General features: G+C 52.3%; 12 protein-coding genes. 5 read left to right on the top strand and 7 right to left on the bottom strand.

The features are described from left to right. The first annotated feature begins 78 nt into the window (after nucleotides 1–78). The gene (locus tag ACS603_RS11710; protein ID WP_182061189.1) at nucleotides 79–1,023 is read left to right on the top strand and encodes a LysR substrate-binding domain-containing protein; all 945 of its coding nucleotides are present in this window, start codon (nucleotides 79–81) and stop codon (nucleotides 1,021–1,023) included. On the opposite strand, the gene ACS603_RS11705 is transcribed toward ACS603_RS11710, so the two are convergent. From ACS603_RS11705 to yddG, 3 genes are all read right to left on the bottom strand, one after another. Then, nucleotides 1,013–1,453 carry a GFA family protein gene (locus tag ACS603_RS11705; protein ID WP_182061188.1) on the bottom strand — a complete coding sequence of 147 codons (441 nt, stop codon included), beginning with the start codon at nucleotides 1,451–1,453 and terminating at the stop codon, nucleotides 1,013–1,015. The two genes, ACS603_RS11710 and ACS603_RS11705, sit on opposite strands and share 11 nt — an antisense overlap. Nucleotides 1,454–1,532: 79 nt before the next feature. Continuing rightward, a complete protein-coding gene (gene ompC / locus ACS603_RS11700; RefSeq protein ID WP_182061187.1) occupies nucleotides 1,533–2,615 on the bottom strand; it encodes a porin OmpC in 1,083 nt (360 codons plus the stop codon). 627 nt (nucleotides 2,616–3,242) lie between these two features. Next, nucleotides 3,243–4,127 (bottom strand): aromatic amino acid DMT transporter YddG, encoded by an 885-nt coding sequence (yddG, locus tag ACS603_RS11695; protein WP_474944317.1) that lies wholly within the window; start codon nucleotides 4,125–4,127, stop codon nucleotides 3,243–3,245. A gap of 244 nt (nucleotides 4,128–4,371) precedes the next feature. Between yddG and fdnG the strand changes: the two genes are divergently transcribed. Genes fdnG through fdnI form a run of 3 tightly spaced genes read left to right on the top strand, consistent with a single transcriptional unit; the run spans nucleotide 4,372 to nucleotide 8,964 of the window. Continuing rightward, a complete protein-coding gene (gene fdnG / locus ACS603_RS11690) occupies nucleotides 4,372–7,419 on the top strand; it encodes a formate dehydrogenase-N subunit alpha (RefSeq protein WP_315685837.1) in 3,048 nt (1,015 codons plus the stop codon). Between the two features lie 11 nt (nucleotides 7,420–7,430). Then, a complete protein-coding gene (gene fdxH / locus ACS603_RS11685) occupies nucleotides 7,431–8,315 on the top strand; it encodes a formate dehydrogenase subunit beta (RefSeq protein ID WP_474944316.1) in 885 nt (294 codons plus the stop codon). Continuing rightward, nucleotides 8,308–8,964 (top strand): formate dehydrogenase-N subunit gamma, encoded by a 657-nt coding sequence (gene fdnI / locus ACS603_RS11680; RefSeq protein WP_315685835.1) that lies wholly within the window; start codon nucleotides 8,308–8,310, stop codon nucleotides 8,962–8,964. The genes fdxH and fdnI overlap by 8 nt, the downstream gene beginning before the upstream one ends. Before the next feature lie 92 nt (nucleotides 8,965–9,056). Here the strand turns inward: fdnI and ACS603_RS11675 are convergent, their stop codons facing one another. The 3 genes from ACS603_RS11675 to ppk2 all read right to left on the bottom strand — a co-directional run bounded on the left by ACS603_RS11675 (nucleotide 9,057) and on the right by ppk2 (nucleotide 10,539). Continuing rightward, on the bottom strand, nucleotides 9,057–9,380 hold the full coding sequence (locus ACS603_RS11675; RefSeq protein WP_182061186.1) for a CcdB family protein: 324 nt from the start codon (nucleotides 9,378–9,380) through the stop codon (nucleotides 9,057–9,059). After that, complete coding sequence (locus ACS603_RS11670; protein ID WP_474944315.1) at nucleotides 9,380–9,568, bottom strand: hypothetical protein; 189 nt, start codon at nucleotides 9,566–9,568, stop codon at nucleotides 9,380–9,382. Before ACS603_RS11670 ends, ACS603_RS11675 begins: the two co-directional genes overlap by 1 nt. Nucleotides 9,569–9,717: 149 nt before the next feature. Next, complete coding sequence (ppk2, locus tag ACS603_RS11665) at nucleotides 9,718–10,539, bottom strand: polyphosphate kinase 2 (RefSeq protein WP_182063582.1); 822 nt, start codon at nucleotides 10,537–10,539, stop codon at nucleotides 9,718–9,720. 164 nt (nucleotides 10,540–10,703) lie between these two features. Between ppk2 and araJ the strand changes: the two genes are divergently transcribed. Beyond that, a complete protein-coding gene (gene araJ / locus ACS603_RS11660; protein ID WP_182061184.1) occupies nucleotides 10,704–11,879 on the top strand; it encodes an MFS transporter AraJ in 1,176 nt (391 codons plus the stop codon). Between the two features lie 6 nt (nucleotides 11,880–11,885). On the opposite strand, the gene ACS603_RS11655 is transcribed toward araJ, so the two are convergent. Beyond that, nucleotides 11,886–12,977 (bottom strand): alkylhydroperoxidase domain protein, encoded by a 1,092-nt coding sequence (locus tag ACS603_RS11655; protein ID WP_474944314.1) that lies wholly within the window; start codon nucleotides 12,975–12,977, stop codon nucleotides 11,886–11,888. Nucleotides 12,978–12,987 lie beyond the last annotated feature (10 nt).

Here is a 12,987-nt window from a genome sequence, read left to right as displayed (position 1 = left end):
GGCATCGTTTTATCTTTATGATTTATATAGTTTTAATAAACTTACCTGATCGGGTGAATGGTCTAAAGAAGTCAACATATGAATAAAACAGAACAATTGAAAGGCCAGCCTCTCTTTGCTGAAACCCGTCTTGCTAACGATCCACCCCTGCGGGCCGTACGCGCGTTTGAAGCCATTGCCAGGCTCGGCAGCGTGACTCTGGCCGCGCAGGAGCTGGCGATTTCACCATCCGCCGTGAGTCACCAGCTCCGGGTACTGGAAGGGTATCTGCAAATGCCGCTTACAGAGCGCCAGGGACGCAGGCTGGTGCTGAGCCAGCAAGGGCGCGATTACTACCGCTCGATCCGGGCAGCATTTAACGTGCTGCGCCAGGCCACGGAACATCTGGTAGAACAATCACAAACTCGGCAGGTCACCATCAGCCTGATCCCGCTGTTTGGCATGGGCTGGTTTATCCCGCGTCTGCCTGCTTTTATGCGGGCTAACCCACAGACTGAAATCAATGTGGTGTATGCCAACCACCGCAACTACCTGAGTGATGCCTCAGATATGTCGATTCGTTTTGGCAATGGGCAGTGGGCGGGCTATCAGAGTGAAAAACTGATTTCCGGGCAGATGGTGCCGGTATGCAGCCGGGCTTTTTTGCGCATCCACGGGCACATCGACACGCCGGAACAGCTGCTGCAAATGCCGCTGTTGCATGATGAGGAACGCAGTACCTGGCAGCAGTGGTTTATGCTACAGGGGGTAAAGCGCCCGCCACGACAAAGCGGCCCGATGTTTGAAGATGGCCTGCTGACGCTGGCGGGTGTTCAGGCCGGGCTGGGCTGTGCGCTGATGCGCGAACCGCTTATCGCGCCGTATCTTGAAAGTGGGGAACTGGTCAAAATTTTCGATTTGCCTATTGATGATGGTCGCGACTATTACCTGTGCGTGCGTTCAGATACAGAAATGACCGAGGACGGTAAGCTCCTGCAAAACTGGCTGCGCCGTGCTGCGGGCAGTGAACAGCCTACGGCGTGAGCAGACAGCTTTTATCCTGCGCTTCGATTTCCGTCCCGCTATAGCGTGCGTATTGCCCGGTCAGCCCCCAGAAAGCGGGCTGGGTTTCGGTATAAATTTCGGCGGCCAGCACCAGGCGACGACGTTCGTCTTCACTCATCTCCAGCAGCGTCCAGGGAATTAAGTAGCGTGCTGATGAGGTTAACTCAAACCATAGTGGGCAGCCGCAACCCGGGCAGAACCAGCGTTCACCACGCGGGGAGGACGAAAAATGAGAAGGGGCGATGGAATCGTCCTCGACCAGAGGATGACCTTGCGCTTCCAGATACATGGCGATACCGCCGGACCATTTCTGGCACAGCGTACAATGGCAGGCATACACGTCGAAATTGGTGAGACTCACACTGAACTGACTCATCCCACACAAACAGCGTCCTTTGAATATGTGCATGGCGTACTCCTTTATCACGCCAGTAAAACCGGATAAAAAAAGCCAGCCACAAGGGCTGGCCTTTTTATACTGACAAATCTTAGAACTGGTAGGTCAGACCCAGTGCAACGATGTTGTCGGTAGAAACACCAGCAGCTTTGGTGAAGCTGTTGTCGTCAACCAGGTTGATTTTGTAATCAACATAGGTAGACATGTTTTTGTTGAAGTAGTAGGTCGCACCCAGGTCTACGTATTCAACCAGATCCTGGTCGCCGTAAGAACCGATGTCTTTACCTTTGGATTTCAGGTAAGCGATGGATGGACGCAGACCGAAATCGAACTGGTACTGAGCAACAACTTCGAAGTTCTGTGCTTTGTTCGCGATATAACCGTCACCGAAGTTGGTCATGTTGCGAGTTTCGGAGTAGGTGGTTGCCAGGTAGATGTTGTTCGCATCGTATTTCAGGCCAGTTGCCCACACTTCTGCGTTCTCGCCGCCCGCATTGATGGTGCCCGCTACACGGCCAGCACGAACCTGGTCGTCAGTACGGTCAGATTTCGCATAGGTCGCACCCACGCCGAAACCGTTCATTTCGTAGGTAGAAGACAGACCCCAGCCGTCACCGTTCGCTTCGGTGATGTCGCGGTTGTCGTTTTTACCCTGGTACTGAGCAGCGAAGTTCAGACCGTCAACCAGACCGAAGAAGTCGGTGTTACGGTAGGTTGCAACGCCAGTGGTACGGCCAGTCATAAAGCCATCAGTCTGGGTCCAGGTATCGCCACCGAACTCTGGCAGAACGTCAGTCCATGCGCCGATGTCGTAAGCAACACCGTAGTTACGACCGTAGTCGAATGAACCGAATTCGTTGAATTTCAGACCTGCGAATGCCAGACGGGTTTTGTTGCCGTCAGAACCCTGAGATTCAGAGCGGTTGCCCTTGAACTCATATTCCCACTGGCCGTAACCGCTCATCTGGTCGTTGATCTGAGTTTCACCTTTGAAGCCCAGACGAACGTAGGTTTTGTCACCGTCGTTGCTGGAATCATCAGAGAAATAGTGCAGACCTGTTACTTTACCGTACAGATCCAGTTTGTTACCGTCTTTGTTATAAACTTCAGCCGCGTTTACAACGCCCGCTGCCAACATGGAAGTCACTGCCACTGCAACTAATTTAAGTTTCATCTCAAATAATCCTTATAATTTTCTTTAGGTATATCCTGAGCCAAATTGAACGATTTCTAAACGAGGCTGTTCGTCAATGGCACGTTATTTTTAAAAATCTTGTAGCTTCGTTTCAATAATAAGTTTCAAAATATTAGAGATAATTTCAATTAGTGTGATCCTGATCTGAAAAATTGCCGTTAAAAGCGCAGTTTTGACTAATTAATGCACAGGTAAACACTATTTACAGCCGCAAATAATTGTCATGGGTATAGTTTTTTTGGGGTTCTATTTTTCACTGAAATTAATGAAGATGACGCGATAGATATTAGATACACTGCGTAAATGATGGCGGTAAAACAGTGGGTTATGAGATTGTTCGCATAATCATTGCGCAAAACCCCATGAAACATCCAGAAATAAACTATTGCAATAAGTGCTATATACAATGTGAATATTCGCAGGGAATTAGTTACATTCCGTTGTCAATTTGTGTCAATAAGTGCGAAGAGGAATTTACGAAGGGAGATAAATATAAACAGAATCTAAACCTCTTAACTACGAGTCGTGTAAATATTCTGAGGTGCGATCACGTTTTATTTTCACAGGTATTTTGCCGGGCAGGGAGTTTGCCCGGCAGAAGGGGCATCAGGCTCTATTTCGCGTGGCATACCAGCACAGCAGAGAACCGGCGCAAACCATCAGAGCGCCTTGCCAGAAGGCGAAAGAGAGTGGTGCGTTGAGTAGCGCGGCGGCCAGCGCGGCGGATAATACGGGGGTAAAATAGGATACCGCAGCAAGTACCGTGACATTTCCGTGCAAAATGCCGATATTCCACGAAGCATAGCCAAACCCAAGCGCAACACCGCACATTAATAGCTTCACTACCACCGGAACGCTGAACACCATTTCCGGCTGGCTGCTCAGGGCGTATTTCACCCACAGGCTCAGGGCGGTGAGCAATACAAAGAGGGTGATACCATTTTGCCCTTTCGCAAATTTGCTGGTGACGGTGCAGTAGGCCGCCCAGATAAATGCCCCGGCAAAGGCCAGAGAATAGCTAAGCGGGCTGGAGACAACATTGCTGATGATTTCATCAATATGCAGGCCATGTTCACCCCCTAATACCCAGCACACACCCAGCAGCGAGATGGCTAATCCAGGGATCACCCACAGGTTTGTTTTTTGACCATTAAACAAAATCGCAAACACAATGGTCAGGCTGGGCCAGAGATAATTGACCATGCCAACTTCAATCGCCTGCGGCCGTGTTGCCGCATAGCCTAACGATAACGCGAGGCAAATTTCATAACTGACAAACAGGACGCTGCCTGCAATAAGATATCGGGTTGAGAAACGCCTAATATCAGGAAACCCAACTGTCGCCAGACAAAGTAATCCGCTGGTGGTATAAATCATTGCCGCGCCGCCCACCGGTCCCAGCCCTTCACTGACACTGCGAATAAGCCCGACCATCGTGCTCCATAACAGGATCGCAGCCAGCCCAATGAGCGTTGCTCTTTTTCTGTCCATTACCTTGCCATTGCCATCAAATATAAAGGAAAAATTTATAGCATTAATCCACGGTTCACCGCGAATAATTCTGTTAAGCGCTTAACCCAAAAGGATTATTCATTTTCGTCAGTCGCAACTATTAAGGGGGCGATGCCGTTCGACATTGATTTGACGCAAAAAAAACAGGGGCTGTAATGTTAGTTTGCGGCGCGAAGTCTTAGCGCCTATCCCATTAGGCTCTTATTCGAAAACGAGGACAATAATGGACGTCAGCCGCAGACAATTTTTCAAAATCTGCGCGGGCGGTATGGCCGGAACAACAGCTGCGATGTTGGGATTTGCTCCTAAAATGGCACTGGCTCAGGCACGCAACTATAAACTGCTGCGCGCCAAAGAGATCCGTAACACCTGCACATACTGCTCCGTGGGATGCGGGCTATTAATGTTTAGCCTGGGCGATGGCGCGAAGAACGCCAAAGAAGCGATTTATCATATTGAAGGTGACCCGGACCATCCGGTAAGCCGTGGGGCGCTGTGTCCAAAAGGGGCCGGGCTGCTGGATTATGTTCACAGTGAAAACCGTCTGCGTTATCCAGAGTACCGTGCGCCAGGTTCAGATAAATGGCAGCGTATCTCGTGGGATGAGGCCTTCTCCCGAATTGCAAAACACATGAAAGCCGACCGCGACGCCAATTTCATTGAAAAAAACGCGCAGGGCGTCACTGTTAACCGCTGGCTTTCCACCGGCATGTTGTGTGCCTCTGCGGCAAGTAATGAAACAGGGATGCTGACGCAAAAATTTGTGCGTTCGCTCGGGATGCTGGCGGTAGATAACCAGGCGCGCGTCTGACACGGACCAACGGTAGCAAGTCTTGCTCCAACATTTGGTCGCGGTGCGATGACCAACCACTGGGTTGATATCAAAAACGCTAACGTCGTGATGGTGATGGGCGGTAATGCCGCTGAAGCACATCCGGTGGGATTCCGCTGGGCGATGGAAGCGAAAAATAACAATGATGCGACGCTTATCGTCGTCGATCCGCGCTTTACGCGTACGGCATCGGTGGCAGATATCTATGCGCCTATTCGTTCCGGTACGGACATTACGTTCCTGTCTGGCGTGCTGTTGTACCTGATTGAAAACAACAAAATTAATGCTGAGTACGTCAAACACTACACCAACGCTAACCTGCTGGTGCGGGATGACTTTGCCTTTGATGACGGGCTGTTCAGCGGTTATGACGCGGAAAAACGGCAATACGATAAGTCGTCCTGGCACTACCAGTTCGATGAAAACGGCTATGCGAAGCGCGATGAGACGCTGTCCGATCCACGCTGTGTGTGGAACCTGCTGAAACAGCACGTTTCCCGCTATACGCCGGACGTGGTCGAGAACATCTGTGGAACGCCAAAAGCAGACTTCCTGAAAGTGTGTGAAGTACTGGCGTCTACCAGTGCGGCCGACAGAACCACCACGTTCCTGTATGCGCTGGGCTGGACGCAACACACCGTAGGTGCGCAGAACATCCGCACCATGGCGATGATCCAGCTGCTGCTCGGCAATATGGGGATGGCCGGTGGCGGGGTGAACGCACTTCGTGGTCACTCGAACATTCAGGGATTAACCGATCTTGGACTGCTCTCCACCAGCCTGACGGGTTATCTGACGCTGCCGTCGGATAAACAACCAGACCTGCAAACCTATCTGGCTGCCAGCACGCCAAAAGCCATGCTGCCCGGCCAGGTCAACTACTGGAGCAACTATCCGAAGTTCTTCGTTAGCCTGATGAAATCCTTCTACGGCGATGCGGCGCAGAAAGAGAACGACTGGGGCTTTGAGTGGTTGCCGAAATGGGACCAGGCCTACGATGTCATCAAGTATTTCAACATGATGGATAAGGGCAACGTCACGGGTTATATCTGCCAGGGCTTTAACCCGGTGGCCTCTTTCCCGGACAAAAACAAAGTCGTTCGCAGCCTGAGCAAGCTGAAGTACATGGTGGTTATCGATCCGCTGGTGACTGAAACCTCGAACTTCTGGCAAAACCACGGCGAGATGAATGACGTGGATACCGCGTCGATTCAGACCGAGGTGTTCCGTCTGCCGTCGACCTGCTTTGCCGAAGAGGATGGCTCCATTGCCAACTCTGGCCGCTGGTTGCAGTGGCACTGGAAAGGGCAGGATGCGCCGGGCGAAGCGCGGAATGACGGCGAGATCCTGGCCGGGATTTATCATCGCCTGCGTGAGATGTACCGCACCGAGGGCGGTAAGGGCGTTGAGCCACTGCTGAGGATGAGCTGGGACTACAAGCAGCCCGATCATCCTGAATCTGAAGAGGTGGCAAAAGAGAACAACGGCGTTGCGCTGGCGGATCTCTACGACACAACCGGCAACCTGGTGGCGAAGAAGGGGCAACTGTTGAGCAGTTTCGCGCTGCTGCGTGACGACGGCACCACGGCGTCTTCCTGCTGGATTTATGCCGGTAGCTGGACGGAGCAGGGTAACCAGATGGCCAACCGCGATAACGCCGACCCTTCAGGGTTAGGCAATACGCTGGGCTGGGCCTGGGCGTGGCCGCTGAACCGCCGCGTGCTGTACAACCGCGCCTCGGCGGATATCAACGGTAAACCCTGGGATCCGAAACGGATGCTCATCCAGTGGAACGGGGCGAAGTGGACGGGTAACGACATCCCTGACTTCAACACTGCGCCGCCGGGTAGCGCAACGGGACCGTTCATCATGCAGCAGGAGGGCTTAGGCCGACTCTTTGCGCTCGATAAGCTGGCAGAAGGTCCGTTCCCGGAACACTACGAGCCAATGGAAACGCCACTCGGCACGAACCCGCTGCACCCGAACGTGGTTTCAAGCCCGGTTGTGCGTATCTACGAAGAGGATGTGCTGCGTTTAGGTAAGAAGGACAAATTCCCTTACGTGGGGACAACCTATCGTCTGACCGAGCATTTCCACACCTGGACCAAGCACGCACGGCTTAACGCCATCGCCCAGCCTGAACAGTTTGTCGAAATCAGCGAAACCCTGGCGAAAGCGAAAGGGATTGCCAATGGCGATCGCGTAACGGTAAGCAGCAAACGCGGTTTTATTCGCGCCGTGGCCGTGGTGACACGCCGCCTGCAATCGTTAAACGTGCATGGTCAGCAGGTGGAAACCGTCGGTATTCCTCTGCACTGGGGCTTTGAAGGTGTGGCGCAGAAAGGTTATATCGCCAACACCCTGACGCCGAACGTTGGCGATTCCAACTCGCAAACGCCGGAGTACAAAGCGTTTCTGGTCAACATCGAGAAAGCGTAAGGAGCGAATAAATGGCGATGGAAACACAAGACATTATTAAACGCTCCGCGACTAACCCTATTACCCCCGCGCCGCGCGCGCGGGATTACAAGGCAGAAGTCGCAAAGCTTATCGATGTCTCTTCCTGTGTGGGCTGTAAAGCCTGCCAGGTGGCCTGTTCAGAATGGAACGACATCCGCGATGAAGTAGGGCACTGCGTTGGGGTCTACGATAATCCTGCCGATCTGAGCGCCAAATCCTGGACGGTGATGCGCTTTAGCGAAACCGACCAGAACGGCAAGCTGGAGTGGCTTATCCGCAAAGATGGCTGTATGCACTGCGAAGATCCGGGCTGCCTCAAGGCATGTCCGTCAGCCGGGGCAATCATCCAGTACGCCAACGGTATTGTCGACTTCCAGCAGGACAACTGTATCGGCTGCGGTTACTGCATTGCAGGCTGTCCGTTTACTATTCCGCGTCTCAACAAAGAGGATAACCGGGTCTACAAATGCACTCTGTGCGTGGATCGCGTCAGCGTCGGGCAGGAGCCTGCCTGTGTTAAGACGTGCCCGACCGGGGCTATCCACTTTGGCACCAAAAAAGAGATGCTGGAAGTGGGGCAGCAACGCGTGGACAAGCTGAAAGCGCGCGGCTATGAAAACGCGGGGATTTATAACCCGCAGGGCGTGGGCGGTACGCACGTGATGTATGTGCTGCACCATAACGACCAGCCGGAGTTGTACCACAATCTGCCGAAAGATCCGGCGATCGATACCGCGATCAACCTGTGGAAAGGGGCGCTTAAACCGCTTTCGGCGGCGGGCTTTATCGCCACCTTTGCCGGGTTGATTTATCACTACATTGGTATCGGGCCAAACAAAGAGGTGGATGACGACGAGGAGGATCACCATGAGTAAGTCAAAGATGATTGTGCGCACGAAGTTTGTTGACCGCGCCTGTCACTGGACGGTGGTGATCTGCTTCTTCCTGGTGGCGGTATCGGGGATTTCGTTCTTTTTCCCGACGCTACAGTGGCTGACCGAAACCTTCGGCACACCGCAGATGGGGCGCATTTTGCACCCGTTTTTTGGGGTGCTGATTTTCATCGTGTTGATGTTTATGTTCGTGCGCTTTGTTCACCACAACATCCCGGATAAGCAAGATATTCCGTGGGTGAAGGGAATAGTCGAAGTCCTGAAAGGAAATGAACATAAAGTCGCGAGAGTGGGGAAATACAACGCCGGGCAGAAAATGATGTTCTGGACCATCATGAGCATGATTTTTGTGCTGCTGGTGACTGGAGTGATCATCTGGCGTCCGTATTTTGCGCACTACTTCCCGATTCAGGTCGTGCGATATGCGCTGTTGATCCATGCGACGTCGGCCATCATTCTGATCCACGCCATCCTGATCCATATGTATATGGCATTCTGGGTAAAAGGGTCGATTAAAGGGATGATTGAAGGCAAAGTGAGCCGCCGCTGGGCGCAAAAGCACCATCCGCGATGGTATCGGGATGTTGAACGCCTGGAAGCGAAGAAAGAGAGTACTGAAGGGATGAAGTAAGCGTTAGCGCCGTCGGCGTGGGTCGGCGGCGTTTAACAATTGCCAGTGCGTTAGAAAATGCAGGCCAGGTATACTGAAAGTCTCAGTCCTGGTCAGGTATTGGTTAACAGCCTGTCAATGGCTGAAATAACATCATGACGTGAATCGCGTAAATTACAGATAAAGTCTTTTCGGTTAATTTTATTAGTGTTGATGTTGGTGATCATGGGCGCATAAATAAGGAATGATTCGAATTCTATATTTATGCCTGGCGCAAGAGGGCTATGCCATAAGGGTAACTGATGATTTCGCATTAAGGGCAAAATTACACGTGTAGCCAGATCCTCATAGCAATCATCCTGAATAAGCATGTAATAAGGAAGTTTATCCCGGGTCATCGTAGAGGGGTTACGATAAACGTTAAATTGTTTAAGCATTAAAGCACCCTGAAAAATTCATCATCGGTAATCGTCCCGTTCTTTTCGACAAAATCATTCATTGCTTGAAAAAACTGCCGGTCATGCTCTGATAGCTTATGCTGAGAGCTTGATCGCCTGTGAGTAAGGGCTACATGGCTTTGGGACGGACTGGATTGATGTTCATGTACTGCTGCTGAATCTTTCATTTTTCACCTCCTGTGTGGGTGCGCTCATTATCAACCTCTGCCGCACAAAAACAATACTGTTTCCCCTGGCAATATTAATATTGCGAGCAGCATTCCAGACAACAGTGAATGAAATGGCCTCTTTGCATTCAACAAAGAGGCCGGGAATATCAGAAGCGTTCCGCGACATATCTGAAGGGGTATTTTGTCGGTTTGACTTTGCCGATTTTACGTTTCGGCAATTCAACAGACTCAACGTGCAGTTCTTTATACGGGATCTGGGTAAGCAGGTGAGAAATAATATTCAGGCGAACACGTTTCTTATCTTCAGAGCGGGCGACAAACCAGGGCGCCCAGGCGGTGTCGGTAGCGGCAAACATGGCATCGCGTGCGACGGTATAATCATCCCACATAGTGAAGGATTTAATGTCCATTGGGGATAATTTCCAGATCTTACGCCCGTCGTTAATGCGATCGCGCAGACGGCGTTCCTGCTCTTTTGGCGTCACCTCCAGCCAGTATTTCACCAGGATGATCCCGGCATCCACCATCGCTTTTTCCATCACTGGTGTGCCATCCAGAAACTTTTCTACCTGTTCCGGGGTGCAAAAGCCCATCACCCGTTCAACGCCTGCCCGGTTGTACCAACTGCGATCGAAGATAACTATTTCACCCGCTGCAGGCAGGTGGGGCACATAACGCTGGAAGTAGAGCTGACTTTTTTCTTTCTCGGTCGGGGCTGGTAAAGCAATCACCCGGAACACTCGCGGGCTGACGCGCTCGGTGATCGCTTTAATCGTACCGCCTTTACCTGCGCCGTCACGTCCTTCAAAGACAATGCACACTTTCAAGCCTTTACTGACGACCCATTGCTGGAGCTTAACCAGCTCAACATGGAGACGGCGCAGCTCTTTTTCATACTCTTTGGTTTTGAGAGGTGCATCTTTAACGACATCAACAACGACACTGGCTTTCTTTTTTTTACTGACCATCATTGTCATCCTCTTATTGTCCGGTCGCGGAATAAAGGGCCGTGCTTTGAAGTGTAATCTACCTGAATTAATGGATTAACCTGTCAGCGAGCCGTTTTGAACTGGCTCACCATACAAGATTATTTAATAATAGCTGTTGCAAATTTTTAACAAGTGGTTGCGGTATGAAAAAGACTATTTTTTCGTTAGCACTTGGCACATTCGGCCTTGGCATGGCTGAATTTGGCATTATGGGTGTGTTAACCGAGCTGGCGAAAGATACGGGGATTTCAATTCCTTCCGCCGGCAATATGATTTCGTTTTATGCCTTCGGTGTAGTGATCGGTGCGCCGATTGTGGCGCTGTTTTCCGGTAAGTTCTCGCTGAAATCAACGCTGCTGTTTTTAGTGGCGATGTGCGCGGTCGGGAATGCCATCTTTACCTTTTCGACCTCCTATACCGGGCTGGCGATAGGGCGCCTGATTTCCGGTTTTCCGCACGGGGCCATTTTTGGCGTGGGTGCCATCATCCTCTCGAAAATTGCCCCTCCGGGTAAGGTGACGCTTGCGGTCGCAGGCATGATTGCCGGGATGACGGTCGCCAATCTGGTGGGTGTCCCGCTCGGGACGTGGCTTGGGCATGAATACAACTGGCGCTACACCTTCTTACTGATTGCCGTGTTCGATGCGCTGGTGATCCTGTCCGTCATTTTCTGGGTGCCAACACTCTACGATAAAACGGAAACCCGGCTCAGCGAGCAGTTTCATTTTCTGAAAAAACCGGAACCCTGGCTTATTTTTGCCGCCACCATGTTTGGCAACGCCGGGGTGTTTGCCTGGTTCAGCTTTGTTAAGCCGTTTATGGTAAATGTCTCTGGTTTTTCAGAAGGGCTGATGACCGTGATCATGATGCTGATGGGGCTGGGCATGGTGTTGGGTAATATGCTGAGCGGTAAATTATCCGGGCGTTATAGCCCGCTGCGCATCGCGGCAACGACCGATATGGTGATTGTCGCCTCATTGTTACTGCTCTTTGCGTTTGGGGAGCACCAGACAGCTTCTCTGGTGATGGGCTTTATTTGCTGCGCTGGGCTGTTTGCCCTCTCGGCACCACTGCAAATACTGCTGCTGCAAAATGCAAAAGGTGGGGAACTGCTGGGTGCTGCGGGTGGTCAGGTGGCATTTAATCTGGGCAGTGCAATTGGTGCCTATTTTGGCGGGATGATGATAACGCTTGGCTTTAGCTGGAGCTACGTCACCTTGCCCGCGGCCATTCTTTCGTTCTCCGCCATGACGTCTCTGCTGATGTATGGCTACCTGAAAGCCAAACGAAATCAGGCTAACACACACGCGTTAGCCTGATACCCATCAGGACAGCCAGGGTTCGCCCAGGGTCAACATCAACCGGTTGGCCCAGGCGAAGAAGGCGGCAGACTGAATCAAATCGAGTTGTTCCAGCGTATCCAGCGACTGTTTTTCCAGTGCCGCAAGGTGATGTGGCGTCACAGCCGGTGGCGTGACGGACAGCGCCGCCGCAAATTCAATTTCCGCCTGCCAGCGCGCAGACTGCCCTTCACTCAGCACCTGCCCGGGGCGGATGGCCAGCAGCGCTTCAACGGCGCTGTCATCCTTTGATAACTGACTGGCTTTACGCGCATGGACAGATGCGCAGTAAATGCAGCCGTTAACCTTGCTGGTGACCGTTGCCGCAAGCTCGCGTTCGGCGCGGGGAAGGCCGCCCGACGTATAAAAAATCCCTTTATCCGTGAGTGTGCGTTGTTCCAGTACCGGCAAATTGCGCCCCAGCAGGCGGAAATAGTCAGAGTCGGTGTGGCCAAATTTCGCGAGGATTGCCGCCTCATCGTCGGTAAAATCGGCCAGCGGTTTTGCCGCAATCCACGGTTCCCAGCCGAGTTCCGCCTGGGTGAAGGCTACTGGCGCGGCTTTGCCCGTTGCGGTGGTGTTTGTTGTGTGCCAGATGCCCGCCACAGCCGGTGTATCACTGGCTGTTACCGGTTTATCGTTCAGCAAACGTAGCCCGGTAATAAGCCGGCTCTGGAAGCTGACAAACGCGATAAGCTGCGCCAGCGTCACAATGCTTTCTTTGCTCCAGCCTGCCTGAGTGAGTGTTTTCAGGGTCGACGGGGTGGCTTCTACCGGAGAAAAGGTCAACAAACGGGCGAAATTAAGGGCCGGAGTCAGACGCGCAGAGGTCGGGTCAGCCAGCCCAAATCCGGCGTAGTGCGCCGCAAGTGCGTCTGCGTTATGCCATTTCGCGACTTTTGCCGCCACGGCAAAACGTTCATCCAGCGGAAATGCCGTGTCCTGCTGGCTGAACAACGTTTCGTAACTCCCCTGGGCATGACGCGTTGCGGCATCACGCGTGGCGCGGGCCTGCGCCAGAGCGGAACCTGGGGCGATCTCTGCCAGTTCGGCGAGAATATCCTGACTTAATGCCATCTGTGACTCC

Source organism: Enterobacter sp. Li2LvB3 (assembly GCF_056156645.1).
Note: the sequence above shows the minus strand (reverse complement) of the source record. Positions and strands in the feature narration are given on the sequence as shown.

Bases quoted from the DNA above. Each gene is read 5' to 3' on its own strand.
- fdxH (WP_474944316.1), top strand. From the start codon at position 7,431: ATGGCGATGGAAACACAAGACATTATTAAACGCTCCGCGACTAACCCT.
- yddG (WP_474944317.1), bottom strand. From the start codon at position 4,127: ATGGACAGAAAAAGAGCAACGCTCATTGGGCTGGCTGCGATCCTGTTA.
- ompC (WP_182061187.1), bottom strand. From the start codon at position 2,615: ATGAAACTTAAATTAGTTGCAGTGGCAGTGACTTCCATGTTGGCAGCG.
- ACS603_RS11675 (WP_182061186.1), bottom strand. From the start codon at position 9,380: ATGCTTAAACAATTTAACGTTTATCGTAACCCCTCTACGATGACCCGG.
- ACS603_RS11705 (WP_182061188.1), bottom strand. From the start codon at position 1,453: ATGCACATATTCAAAGGACGCTGTTTGTGTGGGATGAGTCAGTTCAGT.
- araJ (WP_182061184.1), top strand. From the start codon at position 10,704: ATGAAAAAGACTATTTTTTCGTTAGCACTTGGCACATTCGGCCTTGGC.
- ACS603_RS11655 (WP_474944314.1), bottom strand. From the start codon at position 12,977: ATGGCATTAAGTCAGGATATTCTCGCCGAACTGGCAGAGATCGCCCCA.
- fdnI (WP_315685835.1), top strand. From the start codon at position 8,308: ATGAGTAAGTCAAAGATGATTGTGCGCACGAAGTTTGTTGACCGCGCC.
- ACS603_RS11710 (WP_182061189.1), top strand. From the start codon at position 79: ATGAATAAAACAGAACAATTGAAAGGCCAGCCTCTCTTTGCTGAAACC.
- ACS603_RS11670 (WP_474944315.1), bottom strand. From the start codon at position 9,568: ATGAAAGATTCAGCAGCAGTACATGAACATCAATCCAGTCCGTCCCAA.
- ppk2 (WP_182063582.1), bottom strand. From the start codon at position 10,539: ATGGTCAGTAAAAAAAAGAAAGCCAGTGTCGTTGTTGATGTCGTTAAA.